This is a genomic window from Paraburkholderia kirstenboschensis (assembly GCF_904848585.1).
Taxonomy (GTDB): domain Bacteria; phylum Pseudomonadota; class Gammaproteobacteria; order Burkholderiales; family Burkholderiaceae; genus Paraburkholderia; species Paraburkholderia kirstenboschensis.
This window is the reverse complement of sequence record NZ_CAJHCR010000002.1, coordinates 540,956-559,373: the sequence shown is the minus strand read 5'-3', so window position 1 is coordinate 559,373 and position 18,418 is coordinate 540,956. Positions and strand designations below refer to the sequence as shown.

The 18,418-nt window shown below is 65.2% G+C and carries 12 protein-coding genes; 9 read left to right on the top strand and 3 right to left on the bottom strand.

Going from position 1 to position 18,418, the window contains the following annotated elements:
• Positions 1 to 236 precede the first annotated feature (236 nt).
• The 8 genes from JMY24_RS09045 to JMY24_RS09010 all read left to right on the top strand — a co-directional run bounded on the left by JMY24_RS09045 (position 237) and on the right by JMY24_RS09010 (position 14,141).
• On the top strand, positions 237 to 3,065 hold the full coding sequence (locus JMY24_RS09045) for a sugar ABC transporter (RefSeq protein ID WP_413231238.1): 2,829 nt from the start codon (positions 237 to 239) through the stop codon (positions 3,063 to 3,065).
• Between the two features lie 37 nt (positions 3,066 to 3,102).
• Entirely contained in the window at positions 3,103 to 6,981 is a 3,879-nt protein-coding gene (locus JMY24_RS09040; RefSeq protein WP_201701946.1) for a tetratricopeptide repeat protein, read from the top strand.
• Between the two features lie 76 nt (positions 6,982 to 7,057).
• Positions 7,058 to 7,609, top strand: coding sequence for a penicillin-binding protein activator LpoB (locus tag JMY24_RS09035; RefSeq protein ID WP_128594776.1), 552 nt, complete (start codon positions 7,058 to 7,060; stop codon positions 7,607 to 7,609).
• Positions 7,610 to 7,721: 112 nt separating this feature from the next.
• Positions 7,722 to 9,125, top strand: coding sequence for a PelD GGDEF domain-containing protein (locus tag JMY24_RS09030; RefSeq protein WP_201701873.1), 1,404 nt, complete (start codon positions 7,722 to 7,724; stop codon positions 9,123 to 9,125).
• A complete protein-coding gene (locus JMY24_RS09025; RefSeq protein ID WP_193425021.1) occupies positions 9,118 to 10,167 on the top strand; it encodes a hypothetical protein in 1,050 nt (349 codons plus the stop codon). The genes JMY24_RS09030 and JMY24_RS09025 overlap by 8 nt, the downstream gene beginning before the upstream one ends.
• Positions 10,164 to 11,852, top strand: a complete 1,689-nt coding sequence (gene pelF, locus JMY24_RS09020) for a GT4 family glycosyltransferase PelF (protein ID WP_236597351.1) — start codon at positions 10,164 to 10,166, stop codon at positions 11,850 to 11,852. The genes JMY24_RS09025 and pelF overlap by 4 nt, the downstream gene beginning before the upstream one ends.
• Positions 11,852 to 13,225 carry an exopolysaccharide Pel transporter PelG gene (pelG, locus tag JMY24_RS09015; protein ID WP_128594778.1) on the top strand — a complete coding sequence of 458 codons (1,374 nt, stop codon included), beginning with the start codon at positions 11,852 to 11,854 and terminating at the stop codon, positions 13,223 to 13,225. The genes pelF and pelG overlap by 1 nt, the downstream gene beginning before the upstream one ends.
• 13 nt (positions 13,226 to 13,238) lie before the next feature.
• Complete coding sequence (locus JMY24_RS09010; protein WP_201701871.1) at positions 13,239 to 14,141, top strand: endo alpha-1,4 polygalactosaminidase; 903 nt, start codon at positions 13,239 to 13,241, stop codon at positions 14,139 to 14,141.
• A 20-nt stretch (positions 14,142 to 14,161) separates the two neighbouring features.
• Here JMY24_RS09010 and JMY24_RS09005 read toward each other — a convergent pair whose 3' ends face one another.
• Positions 14,162 to 14,782: a LysE/ArgO family amino acid transporter gene (locus JMY24_RS09005; RefSeq protein WP_128594780.1), complete on the bottom strand. Its 621-nt coding sequence runs from the start codon at positions 14,780 to 14,782 to the stop codon at positions 14,162 to 14,164.
• A gap of 97 nt (positions 14,783 to 14,879) precedes the next feature.
• Between JMY24_RS09005 and JMY24_RS09000 the strand changes: the two genes are divergently transcribed.
• Positions 14,880 to 15,773 (top strand): LysR family transcriptional regulator ArgP, encoded by an 894-nt coding sequence (locus JMY24_RS09000; protein WP_128591921.1) that lies wholly within the window; start codon positions 14,880 to 14,882, stop codon positions 15,771 to 15,773.
• A 110-nt stretch (positions 15,774 to 15,883) separates the two neighbouring features.
• On the opposite strand, the gene JMY24_RS08995 is transcribed toward JMY24_RS09000, so the two are convergent.
• Complete coding sequence (locus tag JMY24_RS08995; RefSeq protein ID WP_201701869.1) at positions 15,884 to 17,140, bottom strand: MFS transporter; 1,257 nt, start codon at positions 17,138 to 17,140, stop codon at positions 15,884 to 15,886.
• Positions 17,137 to 18,123, bottom strand: a complete 987-nt coding sequence (locus JMY24_RS08990; protein ID WP_201701867.1) for a PRC-barrel domain-containing protein — start codon at positions 18,121 to 18,123, stop codon at positions 17,137 to 17,139. The genes JMY24_RS08995 and JMY24_RS08990 overlap by 4 nt, the downstream gene beginning before the upstream one ends.
• Positions 18,124 to 18,418 lie beyond the last annotated feature (295 nt).

Here is an 18,418-nt window from a genome sequence, read left to right as displayed (position 1 = left end):
GGCGGAGAGCGCGTCAAAAGGGGCGGTCAATCGGGGCGGTCAATCGAGTGGGCTGCGGTAAAACCCAAAGAAAAGCCGCGTTCAAAGCGGTCGGTAAAAGAGCAATAAACCGAAGAAGAAATCACATGCCATTGGGGATTCAAACGATTGGTGGTGCGCGGCTGGCGCTTTGCGACGCACCGGCCGGCGAGCCGAGGCCGACGCGTCTCGAACGTGGACGTGCTCGCCCGCGGCTCATGCGCGTGTCTGAGTGCGCTGTCCTGGCGGCGCTCGCGATTGTCTACGGGAGCGCGAACGCTCAGTCGACCCAACCGCAATCTCAATCCCAATCCGCGACGTTACCCGCGCAACCGCTAGCTCAGGCAGAAGCGCGCACTGCGCAAGCGCGTCCCGCGCCATCGGTCAATCTCGCGTTTTTCGACGGCGCCAATGTGCCGGTCGATCTGCTACAAGCCTTCGACGCCGTCGTCGTCGATCCCTCGCGTGGTTTCGATCCGTCCGCGAACTCGTTGCGCCATACCGTATGGCTCGCGCGCACCCGTGCGGATGCCGCTGTCAGCACGCCCAGTGCATTCGTCGCGAGCGCAATCGAACCGCTGTGGCAGCGCGGTTATCGCGGGTTCCTGCTCGACACGCCGCAAGCGCTTGCTTCGATCGACGCGATCCGCGCGGCGCACCCCGACGCGCGAATCGTGATCGGCGGCGATGACGCGCTGAAGCTCGCCATGCCGCATGCGAAAGGGCTGTATGCGGTGGTGGGTCCGTCGCTCGTCAGCGGCGCGAGCGCGAGCGGTGCCGGACAGATCGTCGTTTCCGCGGACGACCGTGCGGCGCGCGTCGCCGCTGCGCAAGCGTTTATGCGGCAGACGGGCGTGCCCGTCGTGTCGATCGAATATTGCGCCGCCGATGACCGCGCGTGCGCGCGCAGGACGGCCGCGCAAGTGGTAGCGGCGGGCGTCACGCCCTACGTGACAGACGTGGCGCGCGACGTGGTCGGCATCGGCGCAATCGAGGTGCTGCCGCGCAAGGTGCTCGTCGTGCAGGACACGGGCGAGGACCTGCTGCTTGACGAAACCCCCGGCGTACGCGACCTGGCAATGCCGCTGAACTATCTCGGCTATGACGTCGAGTACGCGAACGTCAACGGCGCGCTTCCCGATGACATTACGCCCGACCGCTACGCCGGCGTCGTTGCGTGGCTACAGGGCAGCGGCACGCAGGACAGCGCCCTGTGGCGCAGATGGGTCGATGCGCGCATCGCCTCGCACATTCCCGTCGCGTTTCTTGGCCAGTTCGGTTTCGACGCGGCCGAGGACGAAGGGCGCGCGCTCGATCTGCAGGCAGTGCCGGGTCCGTTCAGCGACAAGGTGGACGTCGTCTCGCGCGATCCGATGATCGGCTTCGAGATCGATCCGAAGCTCGGCCCGCGCGATCTGACGGGCGTACAGGTCGGCGCCGCGAGCCGGCCGCTGCTGCGCGTGAAGAGCGGTCAGGCGACGCTCGACCCGGTCGCGATCACGCCATGGGGCGGCTTCGCGATGAGCCCGTACACGGTCGTGTCGCTCAACGGCATCGACCAGGAACGCTGGGCCATTCAACCGATTTCGTTCCTCTCCGCGGCATTGCGTCTGCAACAGATGCCGTCGCCGAGCGTTACCACGGAAAACGGGCGGCGCCTCTTCATGTCGCACGTCGACGGTGACGGTTTCGCCTCGCGCGCTGAATTCCCCGGCGCGGACTATTCGGGCGAAGCGCTGTATCAGCAGATTTTTACGCGTTACAAGGTGCCGATGACGCTCTCCGTCATCGAGGGCGAAGTGGGGCCGACGGGTCTTTACCCGAAAATCTCGCCGCGCCTGGAAGAGATCGCTCGCAAGATGTTCGCGCTGCCGTACGTCGCAATCGGCACTCATACCTACTCGCATCCGTTCGACTGGGGCAGCGTGGACGCGAAGACGGGCGAACGTGTGGACCGCGGAGGTGGCGATACTGCGTTCTCGCTGAACATTCCGAACTACACGTTCGACATCGACCGGGAGGTAACGGGCTCGATCGATTACATCAACACGCGCCTTGCGCCTCCCGGCAAGAAGACGACCATCCTGCAATGGCCCGGCAACTGCAAGCCGCCCGCGCTGGTCGTGCGCAAGGTTTATGCGGCGGGCGTCGCGAACGTGAACGGCGGCGACACCGTCATTACGAAGAGCGCGAGCAGCTGGACCAACATCGCGCCGATCGGCGTCGACAAGGGGCCGGGTGCGTATCAGGTGTACGCGCCGAATCAGGACGAGAACGTTTACACGAACGACTGGCTGGGCCCGTTCTACGGCTTCACGCGCGTGCTCGAAACGTTCGACATGACCGACAAGCCGTTGCGCTTCAAGCCGATCGACCTGTACTACCACATGTATAGCGGCACGAAGGTCGCTTCGCTGCACGCGCTAGACCAGATTTTCACGGCCGTGCTCAAGCAAGCCGTGCTGCCCGTGCAGATGACCGACTACACGCAGAAGGTGCTCGACTGGCGTTCGTTCGCGGTCGCACGCGCGGTGCGTGGCGACGTCGATGCGGAAGCGGGTGCCAATGCCGGGAAGCCCGTGGACGGCGACTGGATCGTGCGCGGCAATGGGGACGTGCGCGAGTTGCACTGGCCGCTGTCGACGGCGCCGGATCTGCACGCATCGGCCGGTGTCACCGGCTATTCGAGCGGCCCGGACGGCACGTATATCCACATCGCTGACGGCGCCGCTCGCGTGTCGTTCAACGGTGCCGATGCCCGCGATAGCTCCGCCGGAGCGCTTCCGAAAGCAGCCGCATTGCCCTACATCGCCGAAGCGAACGGCTTCGTTCGCAACTTCAGGCGCAACGCAAACGGCATGTCGTTCGAATTCGGGGGCTACTACCAGCCGTTCGTCAGACTCGCCCACGCGGGCACTTGCAGCGTGAGTGTCGCCGGACGTCCCGTCGCCACACACCGTGACGCCGCGGGCTTGCGCTTCGATACGCCGGCCTCCGCCGGTCTGCAGGTGAACTATCAGCCCGTCGAGATTTCCTGTGAGCGCTAAACGTCCCCGTATCGCACCGACCTGGCTCGTCTGTCTGATGGCAGGCGTCGTACTGCTGACGATATACGGCGTGTCGCCGCGCGGCGGCTTGCGCCAGCGCGTGGCGTCGGTCGGCGCGCCCAGCGACCTGAGCGTCGCGTATCTGGAAGCATGGTCGAAGGTACGGCCGGATAACGAGGAGTTTCTCTCCTTGCTCGGCGCGCAGTATTCGTATCTGGGACGCACCGCCGACACCGAGCGGATCGCCGCGCGCATGGATGCGCTCGGCACCGACGACATGCATCGCACCGCGACGATGCTGCGTCTTTCGGTGGCGGAGCAACGCACGTTTGCGATTGCCGAAGACGATCCGCGCCGCGCCCGCGAGCTGAGCGATCTGCGCGTGCATTTGCAGGAAGCGGCCAAGCTGCAGTGGGCGCCGAAGGACCTCGAATGGCTCGCGCAGCGCGCGGCTGCCGTCGGCCTGCCCGATCTCGCGGTGCAGCTTTACGCGCGGCTGTCGGCAAACGATCCCGATGGCCGCAACAAGTGGGACACGCAGATCACGCGCTACGCGCTGCAAGTGGGCGACTATCGAGCGGCTGCGGATGCCTGGTTCCGTCAGCAGGCAGCAGCCCGCACGCGCGACGAACAGCGCCATTGTTTCGTGGCCGGCCTGCGCGCGTTGCAGTCGGGCAATCTGCTCGACGACGCGCTTGCCGCGGCGGACACGCACGGCAGCACGCTCGCTGACGACCCGGCGACGCTGGTGGTGCTGCTCAATCTCGCGCGCGCCGCGAATCGTCCGCAAGCCGTCGATCGCTACGCGAAGATGCTGGCGCGCTACACGTCGAACGAATTGCGTGAGATGCCGCCGCAAGCACTGCCTTCGCAGCGCGCGCAATATTCGTATATGGACGGGCCTGTCGCGCGGCACGGTGGCTTCATGCTCGCGAGTCTGCGCGAGGCGATGCGCGGCGAGGCGCAAAAGCCTGGCACGGTGCACGTCGTTCGCGTCGCGACTGCTGCGACCCCGGCAAGCGCAGCGACCCCGACTAACCCGGCTAACCCGGACTCCGGCATCGCGAACACCGTATTCCAGGCGTTCGTCGAATCCGGCGACCTGCCCAACGCGCAAAAAATCGCCGCGCAACAGGTGCGGCGCGACCCGCGCTCCGCACTGTGGGTCAAGCGACTCGCTGAAGTGGCGGAATGGAACCGCGACCCGTCGCTCGCGCTGAAGTCGTGGCTCGAATATGCGCAGATGTCGAACGATCCTGTCGGCTGGCAAAACGTGCTGCGTATCGCACCCATGCTCAACGACGACGAAGCGTATCTCGTCGCGCTGGTTCACCAGGCGCGCGCGAAGCCCGGCGACATGAAACTCGTCGACAGCGTCACCGCCACCTATGAACGCCTTGGCCGTCCCGACGACGGTCTGGCGTTCCTGCGTTCGCTGCCGCGCGGCGCGAACGGCGATGCGATCGATCAACGCATAGGCGGGCTTGCCGAGCGAGCAGGGCACGACGACGAGGCGCTTGCTACATACCGTGCGGTGCAGGCCCGTCATCCGAACGACGCAACGGCTGCGCTGCGCACCGCGAGTGTGCTGTACCGCAAGGGCGACTATCGCGCCTCGCTCGCCGCGTTGTCCGCCGCGCGCGCCGGCGCAAAAGACAGCGACGAAGTTTTCTGGCGCAACTACGCCGAACTGGCGCGGCTGCAGCAACGCGACGACGACGCCAACGAAGCGTATCGCCACCTGCTCGCGAACGGCGTGGCGACGCGCGAAGACCTCGGCGAAATGACGGATTTCTACGATCCATATCCGATCGACGCGGGCCGCATCGCCGAATTGCGCTTTCATCGCGAACACACGGCGCGTGCGTTGCGCGACGCGATTTACTACTACCTGGACGCCCAGGCATTGGACCGGATCGCGACGCTCCTCGCGAATCTGACGCCGGACGAGCGCAAGACCGCCGAGGCGTCGCCCGCATTGCTCGGCGTGCGCGCCGAATACTATCGCCTGATGGGTGAGCCGCAAAACGCGCTTGCCGATCTGACGCGTGCGGTCGATCTGCCTGGCGCGGGCTCCGACGTGAGCGCCGCGTATCTGTGGACCCTCGTCGACTACGGCAGCGACGCGGACCTGCGCGCCGCGCTCAAGCGCTGGCGCGGCAGCGCCGCTCAAAGCTCGGCGCTGTGGGGCCCGTTCGCCGCCGCTGAAATGCGGCTGAACCGGCCCGTCGCTGCGCTCGACTATCTGCGCCGGCAGGCGGGCATGATGTCGCGCGATCCGCTTTGGCTCCTCACCTATGCCGACGCACAGGAACAGTCGGGGCACGCGGGACTTGCCTGGACAATCCGTAAGAAGGTGTGGCTGCAACTGCAGGACGAGCAGGCGAAACTCACGAAGCTTCACGGCGCGCAACGCGCGTCGATGCGCGGCCGCGCCGCGCAGGACGCCGAGACTGCGGCCGATCTGCGCGGCCGGCGTGTGACCTTGTCGACGGAGTTTGCAACGGGGGACGTCTCCGCCGCATTGCTCGACGACCTCATGTCCACGCACGCAGCACCGGCCGACATCGCGCAACTGCGCCGCACCCTGATCGGTAACGCGAAGGGTTTGCCCGGCGGCGCGCCGATGCAAGGCGCCGATCTGCCGCAAAACGCGCAAGTGCGCGGCGCGGTCGCGAAGGACGTCGCGGTTGCCTGGGCGCTGTCGCACGAAAGCAATCCGCTTGCGAAGCGCTGGCTCGCGCAGCAGTATGCCGAACGCCTGTCGCGTCCCGCCGACGCGCGGCTCACCATCGCGCTCGCCGAGAACAACGTAGGCGAGATGGAGCGCCTGCTCGACCTGGAACGCTCGCGCTTGCCGGTCTACGACCGCATCGATGCGACGATCGCCGTCGACCACCCCGATCGCGCGCAGCAGCTTGCGTTCGACGCCCTTGGCGGCGCGCCCGAAGACACCGAACTTCACACGCGGGTTACGGAGACGGCGCTCGACTGGCCGCAATCCATCGACGCGAATGTCACGAACTACGTCGAGCATCCGCTCGATTACGTCGAGGCGACGCTCGCCGGCAGCCGCAAGATCGCCGAGCGTTATCTGGTTGGCGTGACTTCAGTACAGCATTTCCAGCATTCGACCGACATCACCCAGCTGGTCAACGTGCCTTCGGTGGACCGTTGGCTCAACATCTACGGCGAGCGGCGCACGCGCGACACGTCGTTCACGATCACGGGCGGGCGGCGCGTTGCATTGAGCTCGTTCTACACGCTCGATGTGGCGGGCGAGGTGGGCCGCAACTCGGCCCTGACGCTCGGGCTGCGCGCCGGCCGCAATCAGGTCGCGGACGAAACCCAGACGCTGCTGGTCGGCGGCATGAAGGACAACGTGATCGGCGATTTCACGTATCGCATGACGCAGCACATCACGGTCACGGGCAGTGTGGAGGCGGACCGTTTCTATAGCCAGGCGCGCACCTATCTGGGAAGCGGCGTGCTGTCGACGGGTGAAGTGAGTTACCGGATTCGCACGCAGTACCCGGATTACACGCTGCGCGCGCTCATTACGCACGGCGGCTACGGCGCGAGCGGCCAGGCCGACGGCCTGATCTCGCGTCTATTGCCGGTCGCGCTGCAACCGGCCACGCCGCGCGACTTCATGCCCGACACCTACACGCAATACGGCTTCTTCTTCGGCGCGGGCAACGATCTTCTCGAACAGTACACGCACCGCTGGCGGCCTTTCTTCGACGTCGGCCTGCTGCACGATTCGATACAGGGCTGGGGGCCGCAAATGAGCGTGGGTATCGCGGGCACCGTGTTCGGCGGCGATCACGCGGCCGTGTTCCTGCAGCACCAGCGCGTCTCGAAGATCGGCACGCCTGTCACGGTGCTGGGCGCGCGCTATAGCTGGTACTACTGATTACCGATTCTGTTCGACTGACACCGCGGGCGCATCGCGCCTGCGACGAATAACGACGTTACTGAGGAGTGGTTCGATGAACAACATGAAAAGATGGTCCGGCCTCGTCAAATGGTCCGCGACGGTGACGGCGACGGCACTCGTGCTCGGCGCGTGCGGTTCTATCCGTCAAACGGGTTCGCCGGCGCTCGGCGTCAAGGACTCGGTTGCGGTCGTGTCGATGGCGAACTTCACCGAAACGCCGGCAGCGGGCAGCAGCGCGGCTGCGATCGCGGCCAACACGCTGCGCGCGAACGGCCTGACGGACGTGCGGATCGCTCCCGTCGATGCATCGGCGAACGCGATGTTCGATACCGCGCAGCGCGAGCTCGGCGAGAAAAAGCTCGCCTGGGCGCGTGAGCAGCACGTGAAATACGTGCTGACCGGCGCGGTGGAAGAGTGGCGCTACAAGGTCGGCGTGGACGGCGAGCCGGTAGCGGGCGTCACCTTCGAACTGATCGACGTCGCATCGGGCCAGGTCGTGTGGAGCGCCACGGGTTCGAAGAGCGGCTGGACGCGCTCGAGTCTTGCTAGCGTTGCTTCGTCGTTGATCGGCAGTCTGTTGTCGCCGCTGCGCTCGCGCGGTTGATGCACGCGTTGCGTCACGTTTTGCGTCACGTTTGGCGTCACGTTTGGCGTGACGTCGCGCGCTGCGCAAGCACGCTGTCATTCGTATCTCGAGATGTCATGAGGAGTCGGCTGTGAATACCGTCACCGCGCAATCCGCCGCCAGTGCAGCGAAGCCGCGCCATTCGAATCCGCTCGGCAACCTGAGCGCGTTGCGGCGCATCGTTGCGCCCGCGGTGGCGCGGCCGTTTTCAATCGTCGAGACGATCGCGTTCGTTGCGGCGGCCGGCGCGTTGAGCTGGGCGCTCGACCGCAACGATCCGTTCCTGCTGCATGCGGGTTTCCCGTGGCTATGGTTCGCGCCGCTGATCGTTGCGCTGCGCTACGGCACGCTGCTCGGCTTGCTCGCCTGCGCGATGCTGATCGGCGCATGGCAGGTGCTGATGCGCGGCAGCCCCGACGCATGGCCGACGCTGTTCTTCATCGGCGGCCTGTTGCAGACCATCGTTGCCGGGCACTTCGGCGATACGTGGGGCAACCGGGCGCAACGGGCGAACGCGTTGAACGACTACCTGAACGACCGGCTCGTCGCGATTACGAATAGCCATTACCTGATGCGCCTGTCGCACGAGCGGCTCGAAAAAGATCTTTTGTCGAAGCCGACCACGCTGCGCGATTCGATTACCGAACTGCGCCGTCTGTCGGTCGCGCATGGGCTCGATAGTGCGAAGGGAGTGCCGTCGGACAGTCTGCCGGGCGCGCATGCGCTGCTCGAATTCGTCGCGCAGGCATGTCAGATCGAAGTGGCCGCGCTGTACCCCGTGCACGACGGCAAGCTCGCGCGTGAAGCGCTCGCTCGCATCGGCGATGCGTTCGAGCTCGAGCCGGGCGACGAACTCGTCGCCCGGGCGCTCGAAACCCAAGCCGTCGCGCATCTGAAGAGCGGCGAGCATCCGTTCACGAACACGGGCCTGCTCGTGTGCGCGCCGATGATCTCAGCGGACGGGCGGCTCATCGCCGTGCTGGCGATCAAGCGGATGCCGTTCCTGTCGCTGAACTTCGACAACCTGCAATTGCTGCTGGTGCTGCTCGGTTATTACGCCGACGGCGTCGAACACTCGCAGCAGGTGCGCACCATCCTCAATGCGTTGCCCGACTGCCCATACGAATTTGCGCTCGACGTGAGCCGCCTCACGCGCCTTGAACACGCGGCGGGCATTACGTCGTCGCTCGTCGCGCTGGTGTTCCCGCACGACGACGAGGGCGACTCGTTCTTCGAGCATGTGATGCGTCGCCGCCGTGCTCTCGATCTGATGTGGCCGGTCAAGGCCGCGGGGCAGTCGGTGCTGATCAATCTGATGCCGGCGACCGATGCGACCGGCGTGGACGGTTATCTCGCGCGGATCGAAGCAAGCCTGCGCGCGCAGTTCAATCTCGATCTCGAAGGCGCGCGCATCGGCGTGCATACGCTGCATCTCGGCGGCGAGCCGGGTCCGGCATTGAAGCGTCTTCTCGTGCGCAGCGGCGTCGATGTCTAGAACCATGCGCCCTCAATCCATAGGCCGCGCGTCGAGCGTACTTCGCGCCGTCGCCGCTTTCGTCGGCATCGTGCTCGTCGTGCTGGTGCAATGTGCTTTGGTCTGGCGCATCGCGAACGGGCAGGCCGCGTTCGACCCGCTATTGCCCGTCGTCGCGATCGACCTGGCCGGCGGTGTGTTTCAGGCGCTGCTGTTTCGCGCGCTGTTGCCGCTGCGCTATCGCGAGCCGCGCGGCTGGAGCTTGCTGCTGCTGTGGCTCGGGTGCGCATTCGTGCCGCTGTTCGGCGGGCTCGTCGTACTCGTGAGCTGCGCGTGGGCCGCTTGCTACCCGCGTTCGCACAGCGGCGAGGAACTGGACGACGTGCCTGCGCCCGAATTCGTCACGCATCTGATGTCGCGCGTCTCTCATGGCGGCGGCGCGCGCTTGCAGGCACGCATTGTCAACACGCAGGTGAATGCGTCGGATCGTCTGTCGGCACTCGTCGCGATTCAAAGCATGCCGACGCGGACCACGGGAACGCTGCTGCGCGAACTGCTTGCGGACCCGGTTGAAGACGTGCGCCTGATCGCTTACGGCACGTTGGATCAGGCGGAAAACGAAGTGACGCAGCGCATTTTCCAAACCGGGCAAAGTCTCGAGACGGCAAGCACCGACGATCAGCGTCACGCGATCAATCGTCAGCTTGCGGAGCTGTACTTCGAGCTGATCTATCAGAACCTGGTGCAAGGCGCCGTCTACCGGCACACGCTCGAACAAGCCGATCGCCATGCGCGCGCGGCGCTCGAGATCGACGATGGCGACGCCGCGCTATGGATGATTCGCGGCCGCCTCGCGCTCGCGAACGGCGCCGCGGACGAAGCGGCCGACTACATGGCGCGTGCCCAGGCACTCGGCTTTCCGCGCGAGCGTCTGGTGCCGTGGCTTGCCGAAGTCGAATTCCTGCGCGGGGATTTTGCACGCGTATCCGAACTGTTGGCGTCGCTCGGTAATGCCGCGACGCTGCCCATGCTCAAACCTGTCGCGCGTTACTGGTCAACATGAAACCCTCACTGCTGCGCCGCGCCGCGGACGCCGATGTCTGCCTGCTCCTCGAAGGCACGTTCCCCTATGTGCGCGGCGGCGTGTCGAGCTGGGTCAACGACATGATCCGCTCGTATCCGGAGCTGCGTTTTTCGATAGTGTTCGTCGGCAGCCGCGAAGAAGACTATGAAGGCGCGGCGTATGCGTTGCCGGATAACGTCGTTCATTTCGAAGCCCACTATCTGTACGAAGCGGCGCATGCCGATAAAGACGCGTCGCGTGAAATTCCCGGCGACCCGCAGGCATTCGCGCGCTCGGCCGCATTGCACGACGCATGGCGCAACCGCGGCAGTTCGGACCCGGCGTCGAACCCCGGCGCGCTGATGGCCGACATGGTGCAACTGATCGGCGACAACGGGCCGCTCAACGAGGAGCAGTTCCTGTCGAGCCGTGCCGCGTGGGACTTTATCGTCGATCAGTACGATCGGTATTGCACGGACCCGTCGTTTACCGACTACTTCTGGACCGTGCGCATCATGCACAAACCGTTGTGGCAGCTTGCGCGCGTCGCGGAGCAAGTGCCGCCGGCGAAGGTGTATCACACCGTGTCGACGGGCTATGCGGGTTTTCTCGGCGCGCTGCTGCATTACCGGAGCGGGCGGCCGCTGCTCGTGTCGGAACACGGCATCTATACGAAGGAACGTAAGATCGATCTGCTGCAAAGCCAGTGGATACGCGACAATCGCGGCGCATTCGAGCGCGACATCTCGAAGATCAGTTACTTCCGCGAACTGTGGGTGCGTTTCTTCGAAGCGCTCGGCAAGCTCGCCTACGACGCCGCCGACGACATCGTCGCGCTGTACGAGACCAATCGGCAACGGCAGATCGCGGACGGCGCACTCGCTTCGCGCACGCGCAACATTCCGAACGGCGTGGACGTCGACGCACTGGCGCCGCTCGTCGAACAACGCGTCGCACGGCCGCGCAACGTAGTCGCGCTGATTGGCCGCGTGGTGCCGATCAAGGACATCAAGACTTTTATTCGCGCGCTCTTTATCGCGTCGCGAACCATGCCGGATATTGAAGGCTGGATCGTCGGACCGGAGGAAGAAGATGCGGCCTACGCCCTCGAGTGCCGCGCGCTGGTGCAAAGTCTCGGGCTCGCGAAGAACGTGAAATTTCTCGGCTTCCAGCGCATCGACGAAATCCTGCCGCAAGTGGACGTCATCGCGCTCACGTCGATCAGCGAGGCGTTGCCGCTCGTCGTGCTGGAAGGCTTCGCGGCTGGCGTGCCTGCCATCACGACGGACGTTGGCTCGTGCCGTCAACTGATAGACGGCTACGGTGACGAAGACGGCGCACTGGGCTCGGCGGGCAGCGTCGTGCCCATCGCGAATCCGGCAGCGTTCGCGCAGGCCGTGCTCGATCTGCTCGGCGACGAACCGCGCTGGCTCGCGGCGCAGCAGGCGGGCCTCGCGCGGGTTCGGCGCTTTTATACAAAGAAGCAGATGATCGATCAATACCGCGTGTTGTATGAACGCCTGACGGCCGCGCCCACGCGTGACGGTCGCGAGAGCGGCAATTCGGCCGCCGCGCGCGGCGGCTGCCCGATGCATCACGGCGCGCCAGCGGGCGCCGGGCATGCGACCAAAGATGCCGTTGCGCCGGACGGCAACGCGCGGACCCAACCGCAAGAGGTGCGCTGATGGCCGGCATCGGTTTCGAGCTCCGCAAGATACTCAAGCACCAGACGCTCTTCGGCGTTGCGCGCGCCTATGCGTATGCGGGGCTGATCAGCTCCGGGCCGCTCATTCTGTCGATCTTCGGTATCCTGATCATTGGTGTGTTGAGCCTCGCGTTCGTGATTCCCAAGTACGCGATCGTGCAGTTCCAGGTGTCGGTGACTTACCTCGTTGCGTGCAGCCTGATTCTGACCGGGCCGCTGCAACTGTCTTTCACGCGCTTCATTTCCGACCGCCTGTTCGAAAAGCGCGACGACCTCGTGCTGTCGAACTACAACGGCGTCGTGCTGATTTCAACGGCGGCCTCGGGCCTGCTCGGCGTGATCGCGGTCGCATTCGGCTTTCGCGGCGAGCCGCTGATCTATCGCCTGCTGATGGTGGCGGGCTTTGTGGTCGTCAGCAATATCTGGATCGCGGTGATCTTTCTGTCGAGCGTCAAGCAGTATCGGCAGATTCTCTATGTGTTCGCGCTCGGCTACGGCTGCACCGTCGCGTTCGCGCTGATGCTTAACCGTCACGGACTGCCGGGGCTGCTCGGCGGCTTCGTGGCGGGTCATATCGTGCTGCTCGCCGGACTGTCCGGGCTTATCTATCGCAACTACCGCAGCGAACGTTTCATTTCGTTCGAGGTGCTGCAAAAACGCTTTGCGTATCCGAGCCTTGCGCTCGTCGGGCTGCTGTTCAATCTTGGCGTGTGGGTCGACAAATTCATGTTCTGGTACGCGCCGGACACCGGCGCGCGCGTGATCGGACCGCTGCATGCGTCGGTGATCTACGATATCCCCGTCTTCATTGCATACGTATGCGTGATGCCGGGCATGGCGACCTTTCTCGTGCGGATCGAGGCGGATTTCGTCGAGTACTACGATCGCTTCTACGACGCGGTGCGCAGCGGCGCCACGCTGCGCCATATCAACGATATGCGCGACATGATGGTCGGCAGCGTGCGGGCAGGGCTGTATGAGATCGTGAAGGTCCAGACGGTCGTGCTGCTGTTGATCCTCGCGTTCGGGCACCTCGTGCTGGAAGCACTGGGAATTTCGACGCTGTATTTGCCGCTGCTCATCGTGGATGTCATCTCGGCCAGTCTGCAAGTGCTGCTGCTCGGCTTGCTCAATGTGTTCTTCTATCTCGACGCACGCCGAGCCGTGCTCAAACTCACGGCGGCGTTCGTCGTGCTGAACGCACTGTTCACGGGCATCACCCTTTGGCTCGGACCGGATTTATACGGCTATGGTTTCGCGCTCGCGCTGCTGCTCGTCGTGATGGCTGCCGTGACTCTGCTCGACCGCAAATTCGCGTCGCTCGAGTACGAGACTTACATGCTGCGCAACTAGGCGGGATTCGCGGATGAGTATCGGAAGACGTCAGCGCCACGACCTGTGCGCGTTTTATCGGCGCGCAGTGTGCGCGGCGCGTCTCGTGCTGGTGGGCCTGCTGTCGTCGATCGCACACGAACGCGTGTGGGCCGACGCGGGAACTGCGCCCTCCATTGCGCTCTTTTATGGCACGCAGCCGCCGGTCAGCCAGTTGCGCAACTTCGACGTCGCGGTGGTCGAACCGGACAGCGGCTTCGAGCCGCTGAAGCACAAAACTCCGGGCACCGCGTGGTTCGCTTATGTGAGCGTGGGAGAGGTGGAGCCGCAGCGTCCGTATTACGCCGCCATTCCGAAAGCCTGGCAACTGGGCGACAACGCGGTGTGGGGGGCGAGGGTGATCAATCAGGACGCGGCGGACTGGCCCGCGTTCTACGTCGAGCATGTCATCGCTCCGCTGTGGAAGAAAGGCTATCGCGGCTTTTTCCTCGACACATTGGATTCTTATCAGATCGTCGCAAAAACGGACGCGGCGAGAGCGCGGCAGGAGCGTGGTCTTGTTGCCGTTGTCCGCGCGATCAAGGCGCGCTATCCGCGTGCACGGCTGATTTTCAATCGCGGGTTCGAGATATTGCCGCAGGTTCACTCGCTCGTGTACGCGGTCGCATTCGAATCGCTCTACCGGGGCTGGGACCAGGCGGGGAAGCGCTACACCGAGATCCCGCAGGCCGATCGCGAGTGGCTACTGGGGCAGGCGAAAACGATTCGCGAGCAATACCGGCTGCCGGTACTCGCAATCGACTATTGCGCGCCGGCCGACAGCGTCTGCGCCGCCGACACCGTCAACAGGATCAGCGCTGCGGGCATTGTTCCGTATGTGACGGACGGCGGCCTGCAGACGGTCGGCGTGGGGCCGGCTCGCGCGGCCAGGCAGTGATCGGGCTTCGATAGTCTGCTTCAACGCAACTGCGTGACGGCCAGCAATAACACCATGCTGCCGATCGCGCCATCCAGCACACGCCATGCGCTTGCCCGGCGAAACAGCGGCGCGAGCGCACGCGCGCCGTAACCCAGCCCAATAAACCAGACGCAGCTCACTGCCATCGCACCGACGGCGAACGCGACGCGTGCGCCCTCGGGTTCCCGTGCGCCAGCGGTACCCACCAGCAGGAAAGTGTCGAGATAAACGTGCGGATTCAGCCACGTGAAGGCGAGCGTCATGAGCACGATGGGCATCGCGCGTTGCGCGGGCTGGGCGCCACGGTTCGCGTCGGCGTCCATCACCGCATGCCCGGGACGCACTGCGCGGCGCAATGCATTGATGCCGAACCACGCGAGATAGGCGAGCCCCACGTACAGCATGACATGCACGAACACCGGGTAGCGCTCGATCAGCACCGAAGCGCCGCCGACGCCCGCGCCGATCAGAATGCAGTCCGACACCGCGCACAGTGCGACGATCTTGCCCACATGCGAGCGCATGATGCCTTGCCGCAGTACGAAGGCGTTCTGCGCGCCGATGGTCACGATCAGCGACGCACATAACGCCGCGCCGTGAGAAAAAGACAGCCAGTTCATAGCGGATCCAGTAGACGGGAGAAGCGAACATGGCTAGTCTGCGGTTCTACGCTTCGTAAGAGAAGCTAATTCGGCTAACGCCGATTAAGGAACGCTAATGCTCGACTATGCATTGCTCGACGCACTCGCGGCCGTCGTGCGCCATGGCTCGTTCGACCGCGCCGCGAGCGAACTCAACGTAACGCCCTCGGCGGTATCGCAGCGGGTGAAGCTGCTCGAGGAGCGTGTGGGCAGTGTGCTCGTCAAGCGCGGTCAGCCGTGCGTCGCGACAACGTCTGGTGCGTTGTTGTGCCGTCATACCGAACGCGTGCAACTGCTCGAAGCCGAATTGACAGGCCGCGTGCCCGCACTGCCAGGCGGTCTGGTTGAAGCGTGGCCGACGCTGCGGGTAGCAGTAAACGACGACAGTGTCGGCACATGGTTCATCGACGCGGTTGCGCCGTTTTGCGCCGAGCGTCAAATGCTGCTCGACCTCGTGATCGACGATCAGGATCACACCGCGCAGCGGATTCGCGACGGCAGCGTGCAGGGCGCGGTCACCACGCAAGCGGAGCCGGTGCAAGGGTGCCGCTCGACGCGTCTTGGGCGCATGCGGTATCTCGCGGTCTGCTCGCCGGCGTTTCTCGCGCGTCATTTCGCGGACGGCGTTACGCGCGACAGTTTGCGGCGCACGCCCTGCGTGGATTTCAATCCGAAGGACCAGTTGCAAAAGCGCTTCATGCGCCGCATCACGCGAGCGGAGGTCGATCCGCCGTTGCACTGGATTCCGCATGTCGCCGGCTTTCTGCGCGCGTGCGTGACGGGTCTCGGCTGGGGCATGTGCCCCGAGCGCATGATCGCGTCACATCTGGCGAGCGGCGAACTCGTGGACATGGCGCGAGGTAAGCATATCGACGTCGATCTCTACTGGCAGAGCTGGCGCCTGTCGATTGGCTGGCTCGACGACTTCAGCGCGGTGCTGCGCATGCGCGCGGCTGAGTTTCTGGATTGAGCGTCCGCGCCGGCACGGCCCGGCATGTGCAGGACGGCGGGCAGTGCGATTGATTCGAGACCCTGGTTCGGACTGCGGTGCAACAGCGCCGCAGTCCGAGCCAGCGCGGCTTACCTGACCGCCGACCCACCGCCGTCGGCCACCGGTGCGCTGTCTTCCGCCGCTGCCGCATCGCGCGTCTCCGGCATCGCCGCCCACACCAACAGGACAGCCAGCGCACCCGCGGCAGCGAGCCCGAAAAACGCGACCCCATTGCCGAAATGATCGGCGACGAATCCGGCCGCCGTCGTACTCAACGTCGCGCCGATGCCGGCCGCGAGCCCGAACAAGCCGATGCACAGGTTGTAGCGGCCCTTGCCGCCGGCCACGTCGGCGGCGATCAGAGGCAGCATCACACCGAACACGGCGGCGCTCAAACCGTCGAGCATCTGCACGGGCACGAGCAGGTAGGGGCTGCTGATTCCGGCGAACAGCAGCGCGCGGATTGGCAACGCCGAAAAGCCCAGCAGCAGGATCGGCCGGCGTCCCCAACGCTCGGCGGAACGGCCGACCCACGGCGACATCATCGCGACGATCGCTTGCGGCACGATGATGCACGCGGCGATCACGAGCTGCACGTTGTCGCCCATGCCGGCGGTCACTTCGCCGGCGGCGAGATTGAGCATCGCTGCATTGGACAGATGGAACAACACGATGCATGCAGCGAACAGCAACATGCGCCGGTCGCGCAGCAACTCGCGCAGGCTTTCGCGCCGCTCGGTCTCTTGCGGCGTCGGCGCCGCTTTCGGCAACTGGATCGTGTCGGTGCGCTGGATCATCGCCAACGCGAACAGCGCGGGAACGGCGAGCCCCGCGGTCAGCCAGAACACCGCGCGCGGCGAATAGTATTCGCCGAATACGCCCATCAGCCCGGCCGCGACAGCGCTGCCGATCGACGCCCAGCGCGCGTTGCGCCCGAGCCGGTCGCCGAGATTCGCACGTCCGACGAGCGCGAACGAGATCGCCGCCAGTGCCGGCGTCAGCATGCAACTGGCGAAGCCGTGGAAGACCTCGGCGGCGATCACCGGCAGCACCGTCGGACTCGTTGCCAGCAACACCGCGCTCAGGATGATCGCGAAGATCGCCCAGGCGGCCGCGCCCTTCTTGTTGCGCAACGCGTCGACGGCGGCGCCGCCCGGCACCTGGCTCACCATCGCGCTGATCGTGCCGACCGACAGCGCCATGCCGATCTCGCCCTGGGTCCACTTATGCGACGCGAGATATGACGCAATGAACGGTCCAAAACCCGTCTGCACATTGGCGACGAAGAAGTTCAGCCAATCGAGCGCGCGCAGGCTTCGTGCAGTAACCAGAGTGCGGCCTGTCATCGGACCGCCCGTGCGTTGGAAGCGGCCGTGGCTGTCGCCCCGGACGCAGGCGCGGCAGCGGCAGCGGCGGCGGGCGGGGGCGCGGGCTGGGCGGGCGGCGCGGGCGACACCGCGCGAATCGGCTTGTCGTTCGCGTATGGCGGCGTCGCATTGATCTGCGCGTCGCTCAAATCGATCTGCGGATGTAGTTCCTTGTCTTTCGCGACGAAGCGCAGCGCCGACCAGTTCGCCGCAATCGTGCGCCGCTCCGTGCTCACCATACCGTTGACGTCCAGCACGACTGCCTGCGGCTGCGCATTGGCGTCGATCAGCACGTCGATCACGCGGCCGACCTTGGCGCCGTTCGAGCGCTCGACTGTCGCGTCGATCAGCGGCAACAGCATCGCGGCATTCGCCTTCGCCGGATTCACCGGAGTCGCCGACGGATTCAACGTGATCGGCGCGGCTTTCGCGGTCGGTGTGAAGCGGAACGCGTTCCACGCGAAATTGACCTTGCGATCGCCGACCCCGAGGAAGCCTTGCAGATTCACCACGACTTCGCGCGGCTTGCCGCCCGCGTCCGCGATCATGTCGACGGCTCGCCCGACCACTTTGCCGTCCGGTTTCTGCACCTCGCTGTCGAGCAGCGTATGCGCGTCGTTGCGCTCGATCGTGCGCAGCACGATCAGCGGCGGGGGCGGCGGCGGTGGAGGCGGCGCAGCGACGACGGGCGGCGGCGGCTCGACTTTGTGCGGCTTGACGACAGGCTTCTTTGGCTTCTTCGGCTGCTCGGGCTCGGCGGCTTCGGTCTCGACCGGCTCGGGCGCGGAAGCGGCCACCGGCGCGCTCGCGGCTTCGACCGGCATGACCGTGGCTTCGACGATCGGCGCCTGCTGCGTTCCCCACAGCAGGCTGCTGCAGCCGGACAGCGCAAGGAGCGCCAGCAGCGCGAACGCCGCGAGGATCGTATGACGCCAGGCAGGAAGCGAAAAGCCGCCACTCATCGGGAAAAACTCCATGGACCGGTGCGGCGGAAGAGCGCCGCGATTAGACAGTACGGCCCAGAGTTTAACCCGCGACGTCGGGCGGTCCGCTTTTGAGGGCCATGTGACCGATACGCGCCAAGCACGCTTCATGCCGCGACGCGTACGACTCTCGCGCGCGATGGGCATCTTGCAGCTTCCGCCAAGCTCTCAAAACGCTTTCATAGGCCGATGAGAAAGCGCGACGAGCCATAGGTGAGCCGTAGGTGTTAACGCGCGGGTTGCCGATGCGCTTTACCGTCGCTTGGACGATATA